This is a genomic window from Stenotrophomonas sp. CASM101 (assembly GCF_049384845.1).
In the GTDB taxonomy this organism is placed as follows: domain Bacteria; phylum Pseudomonadota; class Gammaproteobacteria; order Xanthomonadales; family Xanthomonadaceae; genus Stenotrophomonas; species Stenotrophomonas hibiscicola.
This window is the reverse complement of the sequence record NZ_JBMRFR010000003.1, coordinates 51081-73608: the sequence shown is the minus strand read 5'-3', so window position 1 is coordinate 73608 and position 22528 is coordinate 51081. Positions and strand designations below refer to the sequence as shown.

General features: G+C 69.0%; 20 protein-coding genes. 1 reads left to right on the top strand and 19 read right to left on the bottom strand.

Annotation, left to right across the window (positions count from 1 at the left end; genetic code table 11):
- Positions 1-36: 36 nt before the first annotated feature.
- The gene (mgtE, locus tag VG543_RS06605) at positions 37-1407 is read right to left on the bottom strand and encodes a magnesium transporter (RefSeq protein ID WP_019661699.1); all 1371 of its coding nucleotides are present in this window, start codon (positions 1405-1407) and stop codon (positions 37-39) included.
- Between the two features lie 345 nt (positions 1408-1752).
- Here mgtE and VG543_RS06600 point away from each other — a divergent pair, with 345 nt between their 5' ends.
- Positions 1753-3531 (top strand): monovalent cation:proton antiporter-2 (CPA2) family protein, encoded by a 1779-nt coding sequence (locus VG543_RS06600; RefSeq protein ID WP_312542677.1) that lies wholly within the window; start codon positions 1753-1755, stop codon positions 3529-3531.
- Between the two features lie 134 nt (positions 3532-3665).
- Here the strand turns inward: VG543_RS06600 and VG543_RS06595 are convergent, their stop codons facing one another.
- From VG543_RS06595 to VG543_RS06510, 18 genes are all read right to left on the bottom strand, one after another.
- Positions 3666-7004: an ankyrin repeat domain-containing protein gene (locus VG543_RS06595; protein ID WP_423178854.1), complete on the bottom strand. Its 3339-nt coding sequence runs from the start codon at positions 7002-7004 to the stop codon at positions 3666-3668.
- A complete protein-coding gene (locus VG543_RS06590; protein WP_014648833.1) occupies positions 6997-7257 on the bottom strand; it encodes a YcgL domain-containing protein in 261 nt (86 codons plus the stop codon). Before VG543_RS06590 ends, VG543_RS06595 begins: the two co-directional genes overlap by 8 nt.
- A gap of 160 nt (positions 7258-7417) precedes the next feature.
- Positions 7418-7858 carry a hypothetical protein gene (locus VG543_RS06585; RefSeq protein ID WP_005420284.1) on the bottom strand — a complete coding sequence of 147 codons (441 nt, stop codon included), beginning with the start codon at positions 7856-7858 and terminating at the stop codon, positions 7418-7420.
- A 61-nt stretch (positions 7859-7919) separates the two neighbouring features.
- Positions 7920-9158: a beta-ketoacyl-ACP synthase gene (locus VG543_RS06580; protein WP_019661702.1), complete on the bottom strand. Its 1239-nt coding sequence runs from the start codon at positions 9156-9158 to the stop codon at positions 7920-7922.
- Positions 9158-9889, bottom strand: a complete 732-nt coding sequence (locus VG543_RS06575) for a 3-ketoacyl-ACP reductase FabG2 (protein WP_049454155.1) — start codon at positions 9887-9889, stop codon at positions 9158-9160. The genes VG543_RS06580 and VG543_RS06575 overlap by 1 nt, the downstream gene beginning before the upstream one ends.
- Positions 9886-10341: a hypothetical protein gene (locus VG543_RS06570; protein WP_111102288.1), complete on the bottom strand. Its 456-nt coding sequence runs from the start codon at positions 10339-10341 to the stop codon at positions 9886-9888. Before VG543_RS06570 ends, VG543_RS06575 begins: the two co-directional genes overlap by 4 nt.
- Positions 10338-11522: a beta-ketoacyl-[acyl-carrier-protein] synthase family protein gene (locus tag VG543_RS06565; protein ID WP_423178853.1), complete on the bottom strand. Its 1185-nt coding sequence runs from the start codon at positions 11520-11522 to the stop codon at positions 10338-10340. The genes VG543_RS06570 and VG543_RS06565 overlap by 4 nt, the downstream gene beginning before the upstream one ends.
- Positions 11519-12076 (bottom strand): DUF3261 domain-containing protein, encoded by a 558-nt coding sequence (locus VG543_RS06560; protein WP_423178852.1) that lies wholly within the window; start codon positions 12074-12076, stop codon positions 11519-11521. Before VG543_RS06560 ends, VG543_RS06565 begins: the two co-directional genes overlap by 4 nt.
- Positions 12064-13314 carry an NAD(P)/FAD-dependent oxidoreductase gene (locus tag VG543_RS06555; RefSeq protein WP_308305628.1) on the bottom strand — a complete coding sequence of 417 codons (1251 nt, stop codon included), beginning with the start codon at positions 13312-13314 and terminating at the stop codon, positions 12064-12066. The genes VG543_RS06560 and VG543_RS06555 overlap by 13 nt, the downstream gene beginning before the upstream one ends.
- Before the next feature lie 53 nt (positions 13315-13367).
- Positions 13368-15743: an MMPL family transporter gene (locus tag VG543_RS06550; protein ID WP_423178851.1), complete on the bottom strand. Its 2376-nt coding sequence runs from the start codon at positions 15741-15743 to the stop codon at positions 13368-13370.
- Entirely contained in the window at positions 15715-16344 is a 630-nt protein-coding gene (locus VG543_RS06545; protein ID WP_423178850.1) for a LolA family protein, read from the bottom strand. The genes VG543_RS06550 and VG543_RS06545 overlap by 29 nt, the downstream gene beginning before the upstream one ends.
- On the bottom strand, positions 16341-16766 hold the full coding sequence (locus VG543_RS06540) for an acyl-CoA thioesterase (protein WP_005414869.1): 426 nt from the start codon (positions 16764-16766) through the stop codon (positions 16341-16343). The genes VG543_RS06545 and VG543_RS06540 overlap by 4 nt, the downstream gene beginning before the upstream one ends.
- Complete coding sequence (locus tag VG543_RS06535; protein WP_423178849.1) at positions 16759-18309, bottom strand: HAL/PAL/TAL family ammonia-lyase; 1551 nt, start codon at positions 18307-18309, stop codon at positions 16759-16761. The genes VG543_RS06540 and VG543_RS06535 overlap by 8 nt, the downstream gene beginning before the upstream one ends.
- Positions 18299-19240 carry an acyltransferase gene (locus VG543_RS06530; RefSeq protein WP_423178848.1) on the bottom strand — a complete coding sequence of 314 codons (942 nt, stop codon included), beginning with the start codon at positions 19238-19240 and terminating at the stop codon, positions 18299-18301. The genes VG543_RS06535 and VG543_RS06530 overlap by 11 nt, the downstream gene beginning before the upstream one ends.
- A gap of 1 nt (position 19241) precedes the next feature.
- Positions 19242-20012, bottom strand: coding sequence for a glycosyltransferase family 2 protein (locus VG543_RS06525; protein ID WP_021203499.1), 771 nt, complete (start codon positions 20010-20012; stop codon positions 19242-19244).
- Complete coding sequence (locus VG543_RS06520; RefSeq protein WP_423178847.1) at positions 20002-21687, bottom strand: AMP-binding protein; 1686 nt, start codon at positions 21685-21687, stop codon at positions 20002-20004. Before VG543_RS06520 ends, VG543_RS06525 begins: the two co-directional genes overlap by 11 nt.
- On the bottom strand, positions 21680-22231 hold the full coding sequence (locus tag VG543_RS06515) for a membrane protein (RefSeq protein ID WP_031270265.1): 552 nt from the start codon (positions 22229-22231) through the stop codon (positions 21680-21682). Before VG543_RS06515 ends, VG543_RS06520 begins: the two co-directional genes overlap by 8 nt.
- A gap of 22 nt (positions 22232-22253) precedes the next feature.
- A complete protein-coding gene (locus VG543_RS06510; protein WP_006402206.1) occupies positions 22254-22511 on the bottom strand; it encodes an acyl carrier protein in 258 nt (85 codons plus the stop codon).
- Positions 22512-22528 lie beyond the last annotated feature (17 nt).

The window sequence follows — 22528 nt, the reverse complement described above, 5'->3', positions numbered from 1 at the left end:
CCAGTAGATCCACGTCATGTGTGGATGACGCTCCCGTTACAACAGCGTGCCGTGCAGGATCATCGCGGCGATGCTGAAATAGATCACCAGGCCGGTCACGTCCACCAGGGTGGCCACGAACGGGGCCGAGGCGCTGGCCGGGTCGAAACCGAGCCGCTTGAGGATGAAGGGCAGCATCGAGCCGGACAGCGAACCGAAGGTGACGATGCCGACCAGCGCGGCACCGATGGTGATCGCCAGCAGTATCCAGTGCTCGCCGTAGTCGTGCAGGCCGCCCAGCTGCCAGATCACGATGCGCACGATGGCCAGGCAGCCGAGGATCGCGCCCAGCACCATGCCGGTGGGCACTTCGCGCAGGGCCACCTTCCACCAGTCGCGCAGGCGCAGCTCGCGCAGCGCCAGGCTGCGGATCAGCAGCGAGGTGGCCTGCGAACCGGAGTTGCCGCCCGAACTCATGATGAGCGGAATGAACAGGGTCAGCACCACCGCGCGCGCCAGTTCGTCCTCGTAGTGCTGCATCGCGCTGGCGGTCAGCATCTCGCCCAGGAACAGCACGCTCAGCCAGCCGGCGCGCTTGCGCAGCATCTCCAGGAAGCCGATCTGCATGTAGGGCTTGTCCAGTGCCTCCATGCCGCCGAACTTGTGCGCGTCCTCGGTCGATTCCTCGATCAGCGCGTCGAGCACGTCGTCCACGGTGACGATGCCGAGCATCTGCTGCTGCGCATCGACCACCGGGATCGCCAGCAAGTCGTGGCGACGGATCAGCCGTGCCACTTCTTCCTGGTCCATCAGTGCGTCCACCGTCACCGGTGGATTGACCTGGGCCACGTCCAGGATCGACTCCTCCGGCAGGCCGGTGATCAGCCGGCGCATGGTCACCACCTGCTGCAGCTGCTGGCTGGACGGCTCCAGCACGTAGATCGCGTACACCGTTTCACGGGTGCGCTCGACCTGGCGGATGTGCTGCAGGGTCTGCGCCACGGTCCAGCTGGCGGGTACCGCCACGTACTCGGTGGTCATCAGCGCACCGGCGGTGTTCGGCGGGTAGCTGAGCAGCTTCTGGATGGCCTGGCGGGCGTCGGTGCCCAGCAGCGGGATCAACCGCGCGCGTTCTTCCTCATCCAGCTCATGGACGATGTCGGTGGCGCGGTCGTCGGCCATCAACCCGAGCAGGGCGGCAGCGCGCGCCGGGGGCAGCGCTGCCACCAGCTCGCCACTGCGGTGCAGTTCCGGCGCTTCCAGCATTTTCACTGCACGCGGCAACGGAAGCGCAGCCAGCGTTTCCGCGGCGCGGGTCAGCTCCAGCGTGTTGAGGAATTCCACCGCATCGGCGGTGTTGAAGTTCGCCAGCGGCGCGGCCAGTGCGGCGGCATCGGCCACCGGGCGCAGCAATTGCTTTTGGTTCATCGGGTTTGCCTTGTGGGGGTGCGACCTCGCGCAACGCCAACGCAGGCAAACCGTCCCGATGTCAGGCGGTGGCCATCGCTGGCGTCGAACGAGGTCGACTTCTACTGTCGCTGGACATGGGTTGGGGACTCCGGGATGCGTGTGCCGGCGGACGCGCCGCCAGCGGCGGGCAGTCTGGACCCGTGGACCATGCAGGTCAACCCGGTCCCGCCGCGGCAGCACCCTGCCCGCAGGTTGTTCTCGTGCATGCACAGGCCGGCGCGCATAATGGCGCGGTGGTGTTCGCCACGCTTTTCCCAACCCGAACGGACGCACAGCGGCTCCCCCCGATGACCAGGTATTCCCATGCATAGCGGTGGTCTGGAACTGGCGCTGGTGCTGCTGCTGGCGGCGGTCATCGCCGTGCCGGTGTTCAAGAAGTTCGGCTTCGGCGCGGTGCTGGGCTACCTGGCCGCCGGTGTGGTGCTGGGCCCGGACGGGCTGGGCTTCGTGCAGGACGCCGACCGCATCCTCGGTGCCGCCGAGATCGGGGTGGTGATGCTGCTGTTCGTGATCGGCCTGGAGCTGTCGCCGGCGCGCCTGAAGGTGATGCGGCGCTCGGTGTTCGGTGCCGGTGCGGCGCAGGTGACGCTGTCCGGGCTGGTGCTGGGCGGCCTGCTGCTGCTCGACCACTTCCAGTGGAAGAGCGCGCTGGTGGTAGGTGTGGCGCTGGCGCTGTCATCCACGGCGGTGGGCCTGCAGCTGCTGTCCGAGCACAAGGCGATCAACAGCGACCATGGCCGGCTCGGGTTCGCCATCCTGCTGTTCCAGGACCTGATCGCGATTCCGCTGCTGGCGGCCATCCCGCTGCTGGGCGGGGTGAAGAACGAGACCCTGCGCTGGGAAGACGCCGCCGTGGCCCTCGGTGCGCTGGCCGTGGTGATCCTGTGCGGGCGACCGGTGCTGCGCAAGGTGTTCAGCATCATCGCCCGCACCCGCAGCCCGGAAGTGTTCACCGCCACCGCACTGCTGGTGGTGTTGGGCACCGCCTGGTTCATGCAGGAAGCCGGCCTCAGCCCCAGCCTCGGCGCGTTCCTGGCCGGCGTGCTGCTGTCCGATTCGGAGTTCCGGCACGAACTTGAAGCGCAGATCGAGCCGTTCAAGGGCCTGCTGCTGGGCCTGTTCTTCATCGCGGTGGGCATGGGCATCGACCTGGACCGCATTGCCGCCGAACCGTGGATGATCGCGGCTGGCGTCGGCATCCTGCTGGTGGTCAAGTTCAGCCTGCTGTACGCGATCGGCCGCATCGCCCGGCTCAGTCCGCGGCAGTCGCTGCTGCTGGGCAGCGTGTTGTGGCTGGGCGGCGAGTTCGCTTTCGTGGTGTTCAACGAAGCGCAGCGCGCGCACCTGCTCGGCAATGCCAACCACGACCGGCTGGTGGCGATCGTGGGCCTGTCGATGGCGATCACGCCGCTGCTGATGATCGCGCTGCTCAAGCTGCTCGGCCAGGAGAAGGCCGCACCGCGCGAGGCAGCCGAGGCCGACAAGGTGGCGCCGGACAACCGCCCCAAGGTGCTGATCGCCGGCATGGGCCGCTTCGGCCAGGTCATCGCACGCCTGCTGACGGCACAGAAGGTGCCGTTCGTGGCGCTGGAGGCGAACCCGGACACCGTGGCCGACCTGCGCCGTTTCGGCAACCAGCTGTATTACGGCGACCCGACCCGGCCGGAGATGCTGCGTGCGGCGGGCGGCGAGCACATCGATGTGTTCGTGATCACCGTGGACGACCCGGAGACCAACCTGCGCGCGGTGCGCATGGTGCGCCGGCTGTACCCGGACGCGAAGGTGCTGGCGCGTGCGCGCAACCGCCAGCATGCCTGGCGCCTGATGGACATGTCGGCCGAGCCGTTCCGTGAGGTGTTCGGCACCAGCCTGGAGATGAGCGGGCGCGTGCTGACCGCATTGGGCGTGGCGCCGGACGTGGCCGAACGCCATGTGCAGCGCTTCCGCGAGCATGATGAGCAGCTGCTGCGTGACCAGTATCTGGTGTACGACGACGAAGCGGCCGTGATCCAGACCTCGCGCGATGCACGCAACGACCTGATGCATCTTTTCGAGGCCGACGCGGAAAGGGACGGCGAGTAGGTGTGCCGACCAACGGTCGGCACCCACCCGATCAATGGCGGACCCGGTAGTGCCGGCCGCTGGCCGGCAATCCCGTGTTCCTGGAGATGTCATGAGGTAGCCGGCCAGCGGCCGGCACTACCCTTTTCCAGCGATCAGCCGTTGTCGCGCAGGAACCGCGCCATCGACGAAACGCCCGGCACGCGCGGTTCGAACTCACCGGCCACGTCGATGAAGCCGCGCATCACCGCGATCTCGCGCGGACTGCGGTTGAGGCTGTCGCGCACTTCCGGATCCGCCCCTGCGCGCAGCAGGCGCTGCACCAGCAGCGGCAGGCCATGCAGCGCGGCCAGGTGCAGCGGACCGAAGCCGCGCGGATCGCGCACGTCCAGGCTGACGTCTTCGTCCAGCAGGCGTTCCACCGCCGCCATCACCACCTGCTCGTCGCAGGCGGTACCCGGCTCGGCGCGAGCACCCAGCAGCAGCAGCAGGGGCGTGACCGAACCGGCGGCGGCCTGGTCCGGCTCGGCGCCCGCCAACAGCAGGGTGTCGAGCAGGGCCAGCAGGCGCGAGCGGTCGCGGGCACTGAAACCGTACAGCGCGGCACAGTGCAGCGGGCCCAGCTGCTGCGCGTCACCGGCATGCACGTCGGCACCGGCAGTGAGCAGGCGCGCGACGATGTCCGGCAGACCCAGCGCCGAGGCCAGCATCAGCACGGTCACCCCGCCCGGCAGGCGATGTTCCAGCTTGGCGCCGGCATCGAGCAGGGCCGAAACGATGTCCACCTGGCGCATGCTGACCGCCGCCGACAGCGGCGTCGCGCCACTGGCCGCGGCGTGCTGCGGATCGGCGCCGCGCGCCAGCAGCAGGTCGGTCACCGCCAGGTGGCCGCCACCGGCTGCACGCAGCAGTGCGGTGCAGCCCTGTGCGTCGACCGCGTCGACGGCAAATCCCAGATCGATCAGGCGGCGCACGGCGTCTACATCACCGGCCATCGCAGCGGCCGGCAGATCGGCCTCGCGCAGGGTACGGCGCGGCAACGGCCACACCCGCCAGTCCAGCCAGTCGGCCAGATCACGGCGACCGATCGACAGCGCCACGCCCAACGGCGTCTGGCCGTCGGCGGCGCGGGCTTCCGGCGAGGCACCGTGCTGCACCAGCAGCTTCAGTGCGCCTTCGCGGGCCAACGCGGTGGCCAGGTGCAATGCGGTCATGCCGTGGCTGTCGCGCGCTTCACGATCAACACCGGCCTTGAGCAGGGCCTGCTGCAGGCGCAGCCAGCCCAGGCGCACCGCGAGCGACAGCGGCGGATCGCCGGCCGGCGAGGCGGCGAACGGATCGGCGCCACGTTCCAGCAGTTCCAGTGCCAGCTGTTCCAGGCCACGGGCGGCCTGGTCGTGCTGCGCACACGCTGCGAGGAAGCGTGCCAGGCCACCGCGTCCGGCCGGCGACAGGCCACGCTGCAGCATGACCTGCAGCGCCGGCACCGCGTCGATGCCGCGCGACAACAGCGCGAACATCGGTGTGTCGGAACAGGCGTCACGCACGTAGGGATCGGCACCGTGGGCCAGCAGCCAGTCGACCGCACGCGGCTCCAGCGCCAGTTCCGGATCGAGCAGCAGGCCACCCAGCTCTTCCGGCTGGCACAGCTTGGCCAGCGCGGCCATGCCTTCGGTGTTGCCGAAGCCCAGCGCTTCGCGCAGCAGGGTCAGCGGCGGGCGGTCCGGCAGCAGGCCACTTGCGCCGGCGGCTTCGCCACGCTCGGCCAGTCCATCGCTGACCGCAGCCGGCAATGGATAGGACGGGTCCAGCAGAGCCACGATCGCCCAGCGGCCGGCTTCGGCGGCATAGTCCACCGCACGGCGGCCGACCGGATCGGTGGCATCGGCGGCGATGCCGAGTTCGACCAGGCGCTTGATCAGCAGCGGCGAGACATCCTCGGCCATCGCCGCCAGCTGCACCGCATTACGGCCTTCGCCGTCCACCGCGACCAGGTCCGGCTTGTGCGGCAGCAGATGCTCGATCACGGCGGCGCGACCGGCACGGGCCGCTTCCAGCCACGGCGTACGGCCCAGCGCATCGCGCGCTTCCAGATTGGCGCCGGCAGCCAGCAGCACGCCGATGATCTCGACGTGACCGGCCAGCGCCGCTTCATGCAGCGCGCTGCGACGCTGGCGATCACGCGCGTCGGCCCGCGCCTTGTGCTTGAGCAGCAGCTGCACGCCCGCCGGATCGTCGTCCTCGGTGGCGGCGGCGGCCAGCAGCACCGGGGTGCCATCGGCCGGTTCGCAGCGTGCACCGCGTTCGAGCAGGAAACGGGCCAGGCGCCAGTTGCCGACCTGGCAGGCCACGGCCAGCGGCGACCAGCCCTCGTTGTTCAACGCATCGACTTCGGCGGCGGCATCGCGCAGCAGCGCCGCCACACCCGGGTCGGAACTGCGCGCGGCATGGTGCAGCGGCGTGTTGCCATCGCTGTCGGTGGCACGCGAGTCGGCACCGTTGGCGAGCAGGGTCATCACCGCCTCGGGGCGGCCATGCCAGCTGTCACGGGTGGCGGCCAGCAGCGGGGTCATGCCCCGGTGCGGTGCGTTCACATCGACGCCGCGGGCGATCAGCTCGCGCAGCAGGCGCAGGTCCGGCAGCACCGCTGCCAGCACCGCCAGGCTGCGCTGGTCGCGCCAGTTCGGGTCCGGCAGCGCATACGGATCGGCACCGGCCTGCAGCAGTTGCAGGCCCCGGTCGATGCGGCCATGGCGGGCGGCTTCATACAGCGCCGGGGTCAGCTCCTGCGGCGCCATCGCCTCCAGCGGCGTGGTTTCGACCGCAGCGGAGAACATCGGTTCGCGCTCGTCGCTGGCCGTGGCCAGTGGACCTGCGCGCAGCGACACCAGCGGTGCCGGCGCCACCCGCTGCAGCAGCAGGTGCAGCACGGGAGACAGCAGCAGCACCGCCAGCGCGGCGGGCCAGTGTGCGCTTTCCGGCAGCAGCCCCGGCCAGGCCGGCAGCACCACCAGCGCGGCCAGCGCGATCACCAGCGCGGCCACACCGAGGCCGCGCCAGGCGCCCAGGTCACGCCCCGCCAGCGCCTGCCAGTGCTGGGCCAGGCTGCCGTCGAGGCGTTCGACATCGTTCCACAACGGCCAGGTGCGCCAGGCGGCGAGCAGGCCGGCACTGACAAGCACGCTCAGCCCCAGCACCGCCGCAAGGCTGCCGCTGTCGCGCAGCGCCGCCAGCGGCCAGGCCAGCAACAGCGCCAGCAGCAGCGGCGCGGCCGTCCACAACGCCAGCAGCGCCGGCAGGTCCTGGCGAGCGACCACCTTCAGCGGCAGCAGCGCGCGGCTGCGACGCCACCATGAGATCGCCAGCGCGAACGCTGGCTGCGCCAGTGCGGCCAGGACGGCACCCGGGAAGCCGCCCACGGCGGCGCCCAGAGCCAGCACCGCGCCCGCGGCGAAGGCAATTGACACAAGGCGCGGACGGGAGGCGTCAGTCATAGTGGCGCGGCATCAGGCTGGCCACCGACGGCGGCACCTGCAGGTAGAACCCGCGCTCGCTCATTTCGCTGCGGACCTTTTCCGGGTCAGCCTGCGCCAGGCGGCGCTGGGCATCCAGGGCCACCTCCAGGACGAAGGCGAGCGTCCCCAGCGAGGTGAGCAGCGGCGCGGGCAGCGCGCTGAAATCATCGCGACGGGGAACGTAGACGTAGGTGTCCGGCTTGAGTTGGCTTTTATAGACGTAGGCGTGCATGTCCGCGGGACGATAACCCGGGAAGAGCCATGATTGTGTCGGAAAGCCGACACCGGGGAAAGCCGTCAGCCGACGTTGGCGGCGTGATCGACGGCGTTTCCCCGGCGAGGTTCAGCAATGTGGCGGCGTCGTTCAGCCACGGCTGCCACCACACGGGCGCTTACTTGACCTTGGCGTAGGTGCCCTTCAGCGCGACACCCGCGAGGATGGCACCGGCGTAGCACTCGTAGTTGGTGCTGCTCTTGAACTCGTTCTTCTTGTAATAGCTGACGATGTCGACCACGGCGTTGGCGCCGCGCGACTTGGCACCGTCCTGCAGCGCGCGCAGTGCCGACAACGCAACCCAGCGGCAGGCCTCGGCATCGCTCTTGTTGGCGGCGTTGGTCTTCTTGTTGGTCACGTCTTCGCCCAGGCGCTGCTGCACGCTGACCGGCTGGCCGGCCAGATAGAAGCGCACGCTGCCGTCGATGCCAGCGTCCTTGGCGGCCTGCGAATTGACGAGTTCCTGCAGGGACTGTTCGACACGCGTGTCGCGGGCAGAGGCGGTGGAGGTCAGGGCCAGCAGCGCGGTGGCAGTGGCGATCATGAGAGTGCGGCGCATCGAAACTTCTCCTTGTCAGGGGTGCGGGTGGGTAGCGGAAACAGTGCGGTGGGACGGTGGTTCACTCGCGCCAGCGGCGGAACACCAGCGAGGTGTTGATGCCGCCGAAGGCGAAGTTGTTGCTCATCACGTACTCGGCCTGCAGTTCGCGGCCCTGCCCGGTGATGAAGTCGAGCTGGCCACAGCGCGGATCGACCTCGGCCAGGTTCAGGGTCGGCGCGAACCAGCCGGTGCGCATCATCTCGATGCTCAGCCAGGCCTCGAACGCGCCACAGGCACCCAGCATGTGGCCGACGTAGCTCTTCAGCGAGCTGATCGGCACGCGGCTGCCGAACACCTGTGCGGTGGCCTGGGTCTCGGCGATGTCGCCGTGGTCGGTGGCGGTGCCATGGGCGTTGACGTAGTCGATCTGCGCCGGGTCCAGGCCGGCGTCCTCCAATGCCAGGCGCATGGCCTGGGCCATGGTGTCGGCGCTGGGCTGGGTGACGTGCTGGCCATCGCTGTTGGTGCCGTAGCCGACCACCTCGGCCAGGATGGTGGCGCCACGCGCCTGCGCGTGTTCCAGGTCCTCCAGGATCAGCGTGCAGGCGCCCTCGCCCAGTACCAGGCCATCACGGCCGGCATCGAACGGGCGCGGCGTGGTCTGCGGCGCGTCGTTGCGCACGCTGGTGGCGAACAGGGTGTCGAACACCGCCGCTGCGGTGGCATCGAGCTGCTCGGCACCGCCGGCCACCATCACCGTCTGCTTGCCACTGCGGATCGCTTCATAGGCCGCACCCACGCCCTGGCTGCCCGAGGTGCAGGCACTGGACGTGGTGTACACGCGCCCGGACAGGCCGAAGAACACGCCGATGTTGACCGGCGCGGTGTGGCTCATCATCTTCAGGTAGGTGGTGGCACTGATGCCATCGGTGGTGAACTCGTTGAGCATGCGCCCGAATTCACCGGTGGCCTCATGGCTGCCCGACGAGGAACCATAGGCCACGCCGGTACGGCCGCTGCGCAGCACCGGATGCTCGTGCAGGCCGGCTTCACGCAGTGCCACCTCGGTGGCGCGCACCGACATGATCGCGACCTTGCCCATCGAGCGGGTGGTCTTGCGGTTGTAGTTGGGCGGCAGCGCGAAATCCTGCGCCGGCGCCGCCAGCTTGGTGTTCAGCCCGGCATACACATCCCACTCGGGCATCGCACGCACCGCATTGCGGCAGCTGCGCAGGTGTGCCTCGATGGTCGGCCAATCGTGGCCGAGCGGACTGATGGCGGCGGCACCGGTGACCACCACGCGACGATTGGCGGCCATCAGAGCATGCCTCCGTTCACCGAGATCACCTGGCGGGTGATGTAGCCGGCCGGCTCGGACAGCAGGAACGCGACCGTCGCCGCCACTTCGTCGGGACGGCCGACGCGGCCGGCGGGAATCAGCTTGAGCGCGTGTTCAACCACTTCATCGTTGAGCATTTCGGTTTCGATCAGGCCCGGAGCCACGCAGTTGACGGTGATCTGGCGGCTGGCCAGTTCCAGCGCCAGCGCCTTGGTGGCACCGATGATGCCGGCCTTGGCAGCACTGTAGTTGACCTGGCCGCGGTTGCCGGCCAACCCGGATACCGACGACAGGGTGACGATGCGGCCCGGCCTGCGCCGCCGTACCATCGGCATGATCAGCGGATGCAGCACGTTGTAGAAGCCATCCAGGTTGGTGTGGATGACCTGGTCCCAATCGTCCTCCGACAGCGCCGGGAAGGCGCCGTCACGGGCGATGCCGGCATTGCAGACCACGCCGTAATACGCGCCATGTGCCTCGACATCGGCTTCCAGCGCGGCCCTCGCGGCCTCGCGGTCGGCCACGTCGAACACCAGCACGCGGGCCTGCTGGCCCAGTGCCTGGATCTCAGCCTCCACGGCCTGTGCCTCTTCCAGGCGGCTGCGGCAATGCACCACCACGTCGAAGCCATCGCGCGCGATGCGCAGCGCAATGGCCCGGCCGATGCCCCGGCTGGCGCCGGTCACCAGCACGCTTCGATTCCCTGTCATGCCTGTCCACTCTCCAGATAGGCCATCGCGTCGGCCGGTTCGTACACCGACACGTTGGCTGTCGCCCATTCGTCCTCACCTGCCAGGATGCGGCAGGCGAACATCCCCAATCCATTGTCACCCAACAGCTCGCAGCGCGCCTGTACGCGCAGCCGCGAACCGGCGGGGAAGCTGCTGCGCGCGCTGCTGTAGCGGCGGCTGCCGAGCAGGAAGCCCAGCTGCGGCGGCTTGCCGGCTGCACGCGCACGGCAGCCGGCCCAGGCCGCGATGGCCTGCGCCATGTACTCAATGCCGACCCACGCCGGGACCTGGCCATCCTCGACGAACAGGCCTGCCTCGGGTACCACCAGCTCGGCCTCGAGGGTGTCCTGGTCCCAATGCGTGATGCGCTGCAGCAGGCACATGTCCTGGCGGTGCGGCACCACCTCTTCGATTGCATACAGCGTGTTCATCGACGCTCCAGTGCCAGCACGGCGTTGCTGCCGCCGAAAGCGAACGAATTGCTCAGCACCCGTCGCGGCGGCTGCGCAAGGCGCGTGCCCGGTGCGACCAGCGGCAGCACCGGCAGTGCCGGGTCGGCCACGCCGTCCCACCAGTGCGGCGGCAGCTGCTGCTGCGGGTTCTCGGCCAGCACGATCCAGCACAGCGCCGCCTCGATGGCGCCCGAGGCACCCAGCGTGTGGCCGGTCAACGGCTTGGTCGAACTGGCCGGCACGTGGCTGCCCAGTACCTGCGACACGGCCAGGCTTTCCATCGCATCGTTGTGGCCGGTAGCTGTCCCATGCAGGTTCACATAGTCCACTTCGCCGGCGGCCCAGCCAGCACGCTGCAGCGCCTGCTGCAGGGCGTCGATGGCGCCCAGGCCCTGCGGGTCAGGCGCGGACATGTGGTGGGCATCGGCCGACTCGCCCCACCCCGCCAGGCATACCGGGCCGGGTTCGCGGGTGAGCAGGAACAGCGCGGCACCCTCGCCGATGTTGATACCAGTACGATGCTGCGAGAACGGATTGCAGCGTTGGGCGGAGACCGATTCCAGCGCGCTGAAGCCAGCCACGGTGAAGCGGCACAGGGAGTCCGCGCCGCCTGCGATCACGGCGTCGACGATGCCGGCGCGCAGCATGCGCGCGGCCGACATCAATGCCTTGGCGCTGGACGAACACGCCGTGGACAGGGTCCACGCCGGTCCCAGCGCGCCACTGCGCTGGCGCACGAACTGCGCGGCGGTACCCATTTCCTGCTGGGCGTAATCGAACCCTGGCGGCCACTGGCCCTGCTCGGCATGGGTGCGCAAGGCCTGCTCGGATTCACCGATGCCCGAGGTGCTGGTGCCCAACACCACCGCTACGCGCTCGGCGCCATGGCGGGCAATGGCTGCGCTCACCGCCGGAGCGATCTGCGCCAGTGCCACGTCCAGCAGGGCGTTGTTGCGCCCACGCAGGGCCACCGGCAGGTCTTCCAGCGCCGGCAGCGGCGTGCGTACTTCTCCCAGCGCCAGGGTGCGCCCCGGCATCAGGCTGTCGTTGGTGCTGAGCCCGCCCGGTACATCGGCGAACAGCGCCGACGCCACTATGGCACGGTCCTCGCCAAGCGCGCAGACCATGCCCAGGTCGTTCAGGTAGATCGGTGCACTCATCGGTCCTGCCCGGCCATGTCGATTGATTCGATGCGCAGCGCATAGCCTTCGGCGCGGTTGTCCAGCTGCATGCTGCCATCGTCCAGGCGCTGCAGCAGCAGCCACACCGTGCCGTCGCGCGACAAGCTGCGCTGGTGGCCGTCGTCGATGACCTCCCAGCGGGCCGGCAGCGCTGCGGCGATGGCCGCGGTCGGCCACAGCGCGAACTGCAGGTCATCCAGCACACGCTCGGCACGCACCTGCGGCGGCAACCACGGCGCACGCTGCTGGGTCAGCTGCTGGCCGTCCCACTGCAGGCGCACGCCGGTCTGGCCCATCGCCTGCACCGCCAGCTGCACCCGCTGTGCATCGGCTTCCAGCAGCGCATCGAGGTCGCGCTCATGGCTGCCGAAACGGAAGTGCAGCTGCTGCTGCAGCGCCAGCGGCGCCGGCAGGCTGGCCGGCGACAGGCGCAGCGGCGGCAGTTCCACCTGTGGCTTGGGCATGCGCCCGGCACAGGCGGCCAGCAGCAGGCACAGCAGCAGGGCCGCAGTACGGAAGATCAGGCGCTGCACAGTTCCTCCAGCACGCGCATGCGACGGCCGCTTTCGTCGGCCACATACGGGTTGTTGGTGTCCCAGGCGTAGCCGGCCAGGATGGAGCTGATCATGTCGCGCACTTCGGGCTGCTGCTGCGGGTGGTAGATGATCTTCTGGAAACCGCCGTCGTACCAGCTTTCGACGAAGCGCCGGAAGGTCTTCACGCCGGCACGCAGCGGAATGGAGAACTCAGCCTCCCAGTCCACGGCCTGGCCGGCATAGCGGCGCTTGAGGCATTCACTGGCCAGCTGCGCGGACTTGAAGGCAATGGTCACGCCTGAGGAGAACACCGGATCGAGGAACTCGCCGGCGTTGCCCAGCAACGCGTAGCCGGGCCCCCACAGCGAACTGACGTTGGCCGAGTAGCCGGTGATGCGGCGCACCGGCAGCACCGCCCATTCGGCGTTGGCCAGCAGCCCGGTCAGGTTGGGGTCCTCGCCGACGATGGCCTGCAGCTTCTGCAGGTCGTCGCCCTCGTAGCGCTCGAAGAACGACGGCTCGGCGACCACGCCCAGCGAACAGCAGCCGTTGGAGAACGGGATCGTCCAGTACCAGACGTCGATGTGCTCGGGATGGGTGGTGATCAGGATTTTGTTGCGGTCGAAGTCCGCTTCGGCCGGAATGTTGTCGCGCACATGGCAGAAGATCGCGCCGCGCACCGGGAAGTTGGACGGCGACTCCAGCTGCAGCAGCCGCGGCAGCAGGCGCGCGAAGCCGGAGGCATCGAGGATGAAATCGGCCTCGATGCGGTATTCACTGCCGTCCGGGCGGCGCACCGTCACCGCCGGTTGCTCGCCCGGCTCGACAGCAAGCACTTCGTCGCCGAAGCGCAGCGTGGTGCCCATGCGCTCGGCACCGCGTGCCAGCACGTTGTCGAAGTCGGCGCGCTGCACCTGGTAGGTGGTGCCCCAACCCGGCGAGAACTTCTTCCTGAAGTCGAATGCAGTGCGCGCTTCGCCGTGCACGAAGGCGGCACCGTTCTTGTACTGGAAGCCCGCCTCGACCACATCCTGCAGCAGGCCGGCCGCCTCGATGTACTCCATGCTCTGCGGCAGCAGGCTTTCGCCGATGGAGAAGCGTGGGAACTGCTGGCGTTCCAGCATCAGCACCTGGCGGCCCTGCTGGCGCAGCATCGCCGCAGCCACCGAACCGGCCGGGCCCGCGCCGATGATCAGGATTTCAGTACGTTCGACAGCATCCACAGCAGTGTTCATCGGTGCGTCCTTGTTGCTCGATCAAGTGGAAAGAAGGAAGTCGGAAAACAGGCTCAGGCCGGCGGCAGATCGTGCGGCGGCGGACGGAACAGCGGCGAGATCAGCCAGACCAGGCCGATGCCGAACAGCAGGGTCAGGCCGAACGCGCGCAGCGCCGGGGTCTGCGACAGGCCCAGCAGGCCGAACGACAGCCAGGTGCTGGCCGCACCCACGCAGACCGCCAGCCATGCGCTGGCATCGCCACGGTGTTCGATCAGGAAGATGCCGTAGTCGATGCCCATGCCCAGCAGCAGCATCAGCGCCAGCACGTTGAACAGCTGCAGCGGCTGGCCGAACAGGCCCAGCAGGCCCAGGGTCAGTGCGCCGGCAATCAGGGTGGGGGCAAATACGCGCCAGGCCTGGCGGCGGTAGCGCAGCCACAGCGCACCGAACACCAGTGCGATGCCGACCAGCAGCAGCCCGCCCATCAGCTTGCGGTAGTGGCCCAGCAGCTTGGAGAAATCGGAGGTGCGGTCTACCCAGCGAACGCCGGGCAGGCCTTCGGCGGCACCCTCCAGCGTGGCCAGGGCATCGGCGCGCGACAGGTCGTCGACCATCACCACGCTGATCATCTGCCCACCGACTTCACCCACCCACAGGTGGCGGAACGGCTGCGAGGCCGGCGAGGCCAGGAAGGCTTCGGCGGTGAGCGGCGCGGCGGCGAACTGCGGACGCTGCAGCGGCTCTCCCACCGCCTCGGACACGGCCGACAGCACGCCAGGTTCCACCTTCGCGGTCAGCGCGGCATCGGCCTGCTGGCGTGCCGGCGACGGCAGCCAATCGCTGATCGCGCGGTAGCCGCCTATGCGCTTGTCGTTGGCCAGTACACGCAGGCGCTCGGTCAGTGCTTCCTCGCGCTGCAGCAGCTGCGCAGCATCCGCACCCTGCACCAGGTAGAACTGCGCCGGGCTGGGCATGCCCAGCAGCTGGCTCAGGCGGATCTGCTGCGCCATCAACGCTGGCGGTGATGACTGCAGGCTGCGCAGGTCGTCGTTGCTGTGCAGGCGTGCGATGCCGATTGCAGACAGTGCCAGCGTGATCACCACGAACATCGTCACCGCGCGACGGCCATGCAGGCGCGGGAAACGTTCCAGCGTATTGCCCAGCCACTGCGAGAACCGGGTCTGGCGGATCTCGCCGCCATCGAGCCACGGGAACCAGAAGATCACCGTGAGGAAAGCAGCCGCCAGGCCGACCACCGAGAACAGCGCCATCTGGCGCAGGCCCGGGAACGGGGCCAGGCCCAGTGCCAGGTAGGCCAGCGCGCTGGTCAGCAGGGCCAGCCACAGGCCGGGCAGCAGGTGCCGCAGCAGCTTCCAGCGACGATCGGCCGGCTCGGCCTGGCGCGAGGCGAACCAGTGGATACCGTAATCCTCGGCCACACCCACCAGCGATGCACCGAACACCAGGGTCAGCACGTGCACCTTGCCAAACACCAGCACGGTCACCGCCAGTGCCACGCCGCAGCCGATCAGCAATGACGCGGCGACCAGCAGGATCGGGCGCAGCGAACGGAACGCCAGCCACACCAGCAGCAGCACCGCGGCCAGCGAGCCCCAGCCGATGGTATTGATCTCACGGTTGGCCTGCACTGCGGCTGCCTCGGCATGCAGCGGCACGCCGGCGTGCAGGATCTCCAGCTCCGGTGCTACGGCCTTGGCCGCCTTTCCGGCGCGTTCCAGCAGGCCATCGAGATGGCGTTCGCCGTCAAGCTGGAATGCCGAACCAGGTGTATCGAACTGCAGCACGGCCCAATGCCTGCCCTCGGCTTCGAGCAGGCCGTCATCGCCCAGCCGCAACCCCGAGCCCTGCGCCTGCTGCTGCCACCATTGCGGCCACAGCGACAGCGGGTCCTGGCGCCAATCGGTCAGGCGTGGGGCGGCCATCGGACCGTACAGCGCAGCCAACGCCTGCTCCGCCAGCGCGCCCGGCTCGCTGCCCTTCAACTGCTCGCGCTGGGCCGGCGTCAGCAGCCGGTCACGGTACGGCGCATAGAACGCGCGCGCCTCATCGAACCAGCCCTCGATGGAACCACTGGGCACCAGCAACGCGTGATCGGCGTCCTTGGCCATGGCCGCAGCGAACGCGGACTGCGCGCGCTTGGCGGCGGCACCGTCCTGACTGCCGAGCAATACCACCACCTGCCGCGAACTGCCATCGGCGATGCGCCGGGTGACATCGCTCAACAGGCGGTCATGTGCATCCTGCGGCAGCAGCGCAAGGATGTCGGTGTCGATCCGCGACTGCTGGCTCCACAGCTGCCACTGCTGTGCGCCCAGCGCCAGCAGCACCAGCAGCCAGGCAATGCCCAGCCAGTGCCACCAGCGCCGCAACCGGTCCGGTGCGTTCGATGCCACGGCCTCACTCAAAGCGGCGGGCCTCGTCGGCATTGAGCGTGGCCGGCGCCTCGCTCAACGCGCTGAACTGGATCTGCGTGCGGTCCTTGTTGGCCTCGACGATCTCGACCTGGCGCACGTAGCGGTCGCCCTGCAGGGTCAGCGATTCGAAGGCCTTGGCCAGCATCGCCGACTTCGGCGTCAGCCGCAGCCGCCAGCCCTGCCCTTCACGGCTGGCCGCCACGTTGAACTGGCCGGACAGCGCCTGCACGTCGCCACTCATCAGCGCGAACATGATCGCGTTCACCGAACGCATCGCCGGCTGCTGCCGTGCATCGAGCTCGACACGGGTGCTGCCATCGCGCTGGCGGCTGAGGATGCGGTCGGCGGTGACCACCACTTCGGAGGGGAACGGCTTGAGCGTGGTCCAGATCACGCCATGCTGGCGCGCGACCACGAACTGGCCCTGCGAGCGCAGCGGGTTCCTGAAGCCGCTGACCTGCTTTTCCTGGCTGAACTGGCCACGCAGCACGTGCGGCCGCGCCACCGCCTGGGTGATCGCATCAATGGCGGGGTCGGCCGCCTGCACCTGCGGTGCGGCAACGAAGATCAGCGCGCACAGCAGCGCGCTGGAAAGACGGACAAGGGTGTTCACGGTGCAGGCACTCCCAGGCGTTCCCACAGTACCGGCGGGCACTGGTACAGCATTTCCTTGCTGGCCGCGTCCACCGCGACCTGGATGGTCATCGCGCGGGTCAGCACCTGGCCGCTTTCCGCATCGAGGATTTCATACTCGATCTTCAGCCGGTTCTCCCATTCCACGATGCGCGCGACCACGCGCAGGGCCTGGTTGAACAGCAGCGGCCGCACGTACTTCACCCGCGCATCGACCACCGGCCACAGGTAGCCCGATTCCAGCATCTGCGGATAGTCGTAGTCGTAGCGCCCGAGCAGCGCGCAGCGCGCGATCTCGAAGTACTTGAAGTAGTTGCCATGCCAGACCACGTTCATCGGATCGCAGTCATGGAAGGCAGGGGTCAACGCGATTTCGCCAACCCGTTCGATGGCCTCATTCACCGGCGTACAGCTCCCAACGTTGCGCGCGGATCTCCACCAGCAGTTCCCGCAGTTCGCGATCCAGCGCGCGGTCTTCTTCGACCAGGGCGATGCGCTGCCCCAGGTCGGCGTACATGTCGGCCAGACTGCCATGCAGCTGCGCATTCAGGCCAACCCGTTCGCGCAGCGCCAGGCCCTGGCGGGCAGCGATCAGCATCGCGGCCACCACCTGCTCGGTCAGCTCGATCACGCGCAGGCAGTCGCGCGCGGCGATGGTGCCCATGCTGACCTTGTCCTGATTGTGGCACTCGGTGGAGCGCGAGAACACGCTGGCCGGCATGGTCTGCTTCAGCGCTTCGGCGGTCCAGGCCGAAACGCTGATCTGCAGCGCCTTCAGGCCATGGTTGATGGCCGCGCGCGGGCCGGTGGCCGCCGACAGGTTGGCCGGAAGGCCATGGTTGTAGCGGGCATCGACCACCAGCGCCAGCTGCCGGTCGAGCAGATCGGCAACGTTGGCCACGGTGTTCTTCAGGGTGTCCATCGCCAGCGCGATGTGGCCGCCGTAGAAGTGGCCGCCGTGCAGGATCCGCTCGCCATCGGCATCGATCAGCGGGTTGTCGTTGGCGCTGTTCAGCTCGGTTTCGATCAGCTGGCGCAGGAACGGCAGGCTGTCTTCCAGCACGCCGATGACGTGCGGCGCGCAGCGCAATGAGTAACGGTCCTGCAGGCGCTGTTCATTGCGCGGCGGGCGTTCGCTGTGCAGGTCGCTGCGCAGGCGCGCGGCGATGCGGCCCTGGCCCGGGTGCGGCTTGGCCGCGAACAGGGTTTCGTCGAAGTGGTGCGCGTTGCCGTCGCTGGCCAGCACGTTGAACGCGGTCAGGCGCGTGGCCATGCGGGCCAGGTAATCGGCGCGCTGCCAGGCCAGGCAGGCCAGGCCGGTCATCACCGCGGTGCCGTTCATGATCGCCAGGCCTTCCTTCGGCCGCAGTTTCAGCGGGGTCATGCCGATCTTCGCCAGCACCTCGGCCGCCGGCTGCACGCGGCGCTCGTGCAGCACCTCGCGTTCGCCGCACAGCACTGCCGCCACGTACGACAGCGGGGTCAGGTCGCCACTGGCACCGACCGAGCCTTCGGCCGGAATCATCGGCAGCACGTCGTACTGCAGCAGCGTGGCCAGGCCTTCCAGCAGCGGCACGCTGACGCCGGACATGCCGCGCACCAGCGACGCCAGGCGCGCAGCCAGCACCGCGCGGGTCTCGACCGGGTCCAGGTAACGGCCCAGGCCGCAGCCGTGGTAGGTGTACAGGTGGTGCGGCAGTTCAGCCACCAGTGCCGGCGGGATGTTCACCGTGCACGAGTCGCCATAGCCGGTGGTTACACCGTAGATCACGCCGTCCTCGCGCAGCAGGCGGTCGAGGAAGTCGGCGCCGCGCTGGATGTGCGCGCGGAATGCCGGCGCGTCGCTCAGTGCGGCCTCACACTGGCGCTGGGCCAGGGCAACCACGTCTTCGATGGTCAACGGTGCATCGCCAAAGCGGCACACGGGTACGGCGTCAGTCGTCATGCGGAGCCTGATCCCAGAAGGGGAAGAAATTGAACCAGTCCAACGGGGACTGGATGACCTGCAGTTCCAGCCAGCGCGCGAAGCGCTGTGCCTGTTCGGCCAGCGCGGCGTCGCGCGAGCCACGCGGCAGCACGATGCGTTCGGCGAACTGTTCGAATGCCACCCGATAGCCGTCGCCCTGGTGCAGGCAGGCCATGGTGTAGACCGGGCAGCCCAGCGCGGCGGCGAGCACATAGGCGCCGATCGGGAACGGCGCGCGGTGGCCCAGGAAATCGGCGGTGACGCTGCGGCCACCCTGTACCGGCGTGCGGTCGCCGACGATGGCAACGAAGCCCCCCGCCGCAACGCGCTCGGCCAGCATCACCGCCGTGGCCGGCCCCATTTCGGTCACCTGCACCAGTTCCACCGCCGCCAGCGGGTCCAGCCGCTGCAGCAGACGGTTGAAGCGCTGCGCGTGTGCGGTATGCACCAGCACGGTGATGCGGAATCCCGGCACCTGCTCGGCCAGCACCTGGCACAGCTCCAGGCAGCCGATGTGCGCGGTGAGGATCAGCCCGCCCTCGCGGCGCGCGATCTTCTGCAGCACCAGGTCGCGGTGCAGGTGGATGCGTTCGGCCGGGTAGCGCCCGCCCAGGCCGAGGATCTTGTCCAGCATCGTGTCGGCGAAGGTAAAGAAGTGGCGCAGGCTGTCACACCGTGTCGGCGCGCGGCCGAGCACGCCGCTGTGCGCCTGCAGCCGCTGCAGGTACTGCATCGAGGCCTGTCGCCCCACACGGTTGCCCAGCCAATGGCAGGCCACCACCGGCCACACGCACAGGCGGAACGGCCAGCGCCCGAACCAGCGGTGCACCCAGCACAGGAACAGCACGCCGGCCACCGAGGTGGATTCGCCGATGTCGGCCCAGTGTGGGGCGCCCTGCGCGGCCGTCATCTCAGCGCTGCCCCCGCAGGCGGCGCCACAGCAGGCGCGGCGCGCGCCAGAGCATGCCGAAGAACAGACGGGTATGCATGCGGCTGATGCGCACGTTGTCGCGCCACACATCGAAGTGCGACACGCCATCGGCAGGATAGGTCACGCGCGTGGCCAGGTGCTCGACCGGCAGCCCGCGCCAGTACAGGCGCACCATTATTTCGGTATCGAAATCCATGCGCCGGCCGATGGTCTCTTCACCGATCACGCGCAGCACCGGCGGCAGTGGATACACGCGGAAGCCGCACATGGTGTCGCGCAGGTGCAGCGACAGCGTGTTGATCCAGACCCAGATGTGGGTGGCGTAGCGACCGTACAGGCGCGCCTTGGGAACACTGGCGTCGTAGGCCGGAATGCCACAGATCACTGCACCCGGGTGCAGGCGCGCGGCTTCGATGAAGCGTGGCAGGTCAGCCGTATCATGCTGGCCGTCGGCATCGATCTGCAGCACGTGGCTGTAGCCTCGCGCGCCGGCCTCGGCGAAACCGGCCAGCATTGCCCCGCCCTTGCCCTGGTTCACGTCCAGGCGCAGCAGGTCGACACCCTGGCGTTGTGCCAGCGCGCGCAGCACCGCCGCGCACCCATCGTGCGAACCATCGTCGACCAGCAGGCAGGGCAGTCCCGCAGCCTGCACGCCGTCGAGCACCGCCGCGATGGCGTGCTCGTGGTCGTAGACGGGAATCACCACCAGTGGCGCGAATGCGGCACCGGCAACGGCCGGATCAGTCCGCATCGGCGAAGACCACTTTGCCGCTGGCATGCACACCATGGCTGGAGGTGTAACGGAAGGCCAGCGCGCTGCGTGCGGCATCCCAGTCCAGCTGCAGGGTCAGCTCATCGCCCGGGCGGGCCACGTGCTGGAACTTCACCGCATCCATGCGCAGGAATCCGGCCGGCATGCTGAACGCCTGGCGGCCAAAACGCACGGCCCAGTCCAGCTGCGCCACGCCGGGCAGGATCGCTGCCTGGGGGAAGTGGCCCTGGAACGGCCGCAGCGTCGGGTCCAGGGTCATGCGCAGGGTGGCGCTGGCGGCGTCGCGGCGGTCCCAGACCGGCACCGGCATCAGTGGCTGGAACAGCGCTGCCAGCGCCGCCTGGGTTACCTTGCCCTGCGCATTGATCGGCAGCGCCTGCACCAGGCGCCAACGGCGCGGCCGGGTCACTGCGTCATGCGCGTGCGCCAGGCGCGCGCCAAGGCGCTGGCCCAGGGCGCGGCGCGCGGTGTCACCACCCGCCAGCAGCGCCCGGTCAGCCGGTACCACCACGGCCGCCAGCTGCTCGCGCTGGCCGGGCAGGACCAGCACGCGCGCGTCGTCCACTTCGGCGTCTTCGCGCAGCGCGCGCTCCAGTGCATCCAGCGAGACGCGGCGTTCTTCGATCTTGACGATGCGATCGGCCCGGCCCAGCAGGCGGAACCGGCCATCGGCCAACGCTTCCACGCGGTCCTGGGTACGCCACCAGTCGAGGGTTTCCAGATGCGCCGAGGCGACGGCCAGGCAGCCATCCTCGATGCGCCACTGCACGCCCGGCAACGGTTGCCACGGTGGCAGGTCGGTGTCCCAGCGGCGCCAGGCGATGCCACCGGTTTCGCTGCTGCCGTAAACCTCGGTCGGCGCCACACCCAGCCACTGCCGCACCTGGCGTGCGGCTTCTTCCGGCAGCGGGCCGCCGGAGGAGAACACCGCGCGCAGGCGGCCATGCAGGCTGGCCCAGTCCAGCTGCTCGGGCAGGCGCTTGAGGTGGGCTGGCGTCGCCACCAGCACCGTGTCGGTACCGGCCAGCGCACCCACCAGGTCTTCATGGAAGAACCGGCGTGGATGGATCAGGCGGCCGGCGGCCAACGGCCACAGCACGCGGAACAGCAGGCCGTAGATGTGCTGGTGGGATACCGTGCCATGCACCTGCACGCCCTCCATCTGTGCGCCGAACGCAGCCTGCAGCGCATCCACCTCGCGCGCCAGCTGGTCCAGGCGCTTGCCGATCGCGCTCGGCTGGCCGGTACTGCCGGAGGTGAACACGCTCAGCTCGCAGGCGCGTTCGTCCAGCGCCTGCAGTTCGTCGTCCAGCGTGGCGTCCAGCGCCGCCAGCGGGCGATAGTCGGCCGACACGTCGCCTGCGAAACCGCTCACCTGCGGTTGCAGCGCCTGCAACGTGGCCGGCAGGTTGTCGGTGGCCAGGAACACCCGCTTGCCGGCATGCCAAGCACCGAACAACGCCGCGGCAAAGGCCACCGCATCATCGAAATACAGGGCCCAGTCACGCCCTTCGGCCGTCGTAAATGCGGCGCGCCAGGCCAGCACGCGCTGGCGGAAGTGGGCGTGGTCGATCACCTCGCCATCGCAGACGCCAACATTGCGCTGCGGCCGCGCCTCCAGCAGCAGCCGGTCCAGGGCAATCCACTCAGCCATGCACGTGCGCCGCCTTCACCCGCCGCCGCACCAGCCACTCACCTGCGAACAACACGCCCATCATCACGTACGCCAACAATCCGTTGTAGAGCATCCAGACCCGGTCCGACGCGTACAGCGCGGTCAGCAGGGCCAGGCTACCGTTGAGAACGAAAAACCCGCACCACACCTGGGTGACGCGTCGGGTATAGGCCACCGCGAACGGGGGCAGGTCCGGCTCCTGCAGCCGCGCCAGGCGCTCCACCAGCGGTGGCCCGAAGCGCAGGCTGGTGCCGAACACTGCCAGCATCACCGCATTGACCAGCGCCGGGTACAGCTTCAGTGGCAGGGCCTGGTTGAGCACGGTAGCCAGTACCGCCAGCAGGCCGGTGCCCGCCGCTGCGGCCCACCACAGCGGCTGGCGCGAACTCAGCGCGCGCAGCAGGGCCAGGGTGAACAGCAGCAGCGACAGCCAGCGTGGCTCGAAGCGACCCATCGCCAGGTACACCAGTACCGGGTAGGCCAGCGAGATCGCAGCCACCACGACCGTGCGTGCGCGTGCCATGGTGGAGCCGTCGGCGCTGCGGTCAGGCGGCTGCCTGGTCCGGCAGCAGCCTGTGCACCACATCGACGATGTCCTGCACGGTACGCACGGCCTTGAACGCTTCCGGCTGCAGGTTGCGGCCGAGCAGCGGCTTGAGCTGCACGATCAGGTCCACCGCATCGATGCTGTCGATGTCCAGGTCGTCGTACAGGCGGGCTTCCGGGGTGATCCGGGCCGTTTCGATCTCGAAGCTGTCGGTCAGGATGCTGACGATGCGTTCGAACAGTTCATTCTTGGTCATGGCAATTCCTGGCGCCG

What these genes read in the sequence shown, in the direction of transcription:
- mgtE (WP_019661699.1), bottom strand. Translation starts at nt 1,407, where the DNA reads ATGAACCAAAAGCAATTGCTGCGCCCGGTGGCCGATGCCGCCGCACTG.
- VG543_RS06600 (WP_312542677.1), top strand. Translation starts at nt 1,753, where the DNA reads ATGCATAGCGGTGGTCTGGAACTGGCGCTGGTGCTGCTGCTGGCGGCG.
- VG543_RS06595 (WP_423178854.1), bottom strand. Translation starts at nt 7,004, where the DNA reads ATGACTGACGCCTCCCGTCCGCGCCTTGTGTCAATTGCCTTCGCCGCG.
- VG543_RS06590 (WP_014648833.1), bottom strand. Translation starts at nt 7,257, where the DNA reads ATGCACGCCTACGTCTATAAAAGCCAACTCAAGCCGGACACCTACGTC.
- VG543_RS06585 (WP_005420284.1), bottom strand. Translation starts at nt 7,858, where the DNA reads ATGCGCCGCACTCTCATGATCGCCACTGCCACCGCGCTGCTGGCCCTG.
- VG543_RS06580 (WP_019661702.1), bottom strand. Translation starts at nt 9,158, where the DNA reads ATGGCCGCCAATCGTCGCGTGGTGGTCACCGGTGCCGCCGCCATCAGT.
- VG543_RS06575 (WP_049454155.1), bottom strand. Translation starts at nt 9,889, where the DNA reads ATGACAGGGAATCGAAGCGTGCTGGTGACCGGCGCCAGCCGGGGCATC.
- VG543_RS06570 (WP_111102288.1), bottom strand. Translation starts at nt 10,341, where the DNA reads ATGAACACGCTGTATGCAATCGAAGAGGTGGTGCCGCACCGCCAGGAC.
- VG543_RS06565 (WP_423178853.1), bottom strand. Translation starts at nt 11,522, where the DNA reads ATGAGTGCACCGATCTACCTGAACGACCTGGGCATGGTCTGCGCGCTT.
- VG543_RS06555 (WP_308305628.1), bottom strand. Translation starts at nt 13,314, where the DNA reads ATGAACACTGCTGTGGATGCTGTCGAACGTACTGAAATCCTGATCATC.
- VG543_RS06550 (WP_423178851.1), bottom strand. Translation starts at nt 15,743, where the DNA reads ATGCCGACGAGGCCCGCCGCTTTGAGTGAGGCCGTGGCATCGAACGCA.
- VG543_RS06535 (WP_423178849.1), bottom strand. Translation starts at nt 18,309, where the DNA reads ATGACGACTGACGCCGTACCCGTGTGCCGCTTTGGCGATGCACCGTTG.
- VG543_RS06530 (WP_423178848.1), bottom strand. Translation starts at nt 19,240, where the DNA reads ATGACGGCCGCGCAGGGCGCCCCACACTGGGCCGACATCGGCGAATCC.
- VG543_RS06525 (WP_021203499.1), bottom strand. Translation starts at nt 20,012, where the DNA reads ATGCGGACTGATCCGGCCGTTGCCGGTGCCGCATTCGCGCCACTGGTG.
- VG543_RS06520 (WP_423178847.1), bottom strand. Translation starts at nt 21,687, where the DNA reads ATGGCTGAGTGGATTGCCCTGGACCGGCTGCTGCTGGAGGCGCGGCCG.
- VG543_RS06515 (WP_031270265.1), bottom strand. Translation starts at nt 22,231, where the DNA reads ATGGCACGCGCACGCACGGTCGTGGTGGCTGCGATCTCGCTGGCCTAC.
- VG543_RS06510 (WP_006402206.1), bottom strand. Translation starts at nt 22,511, where the DNA reads ATGACCAAGAATGAACTGTTCGAACGCATCGTCAGCATCCTGACCGAC.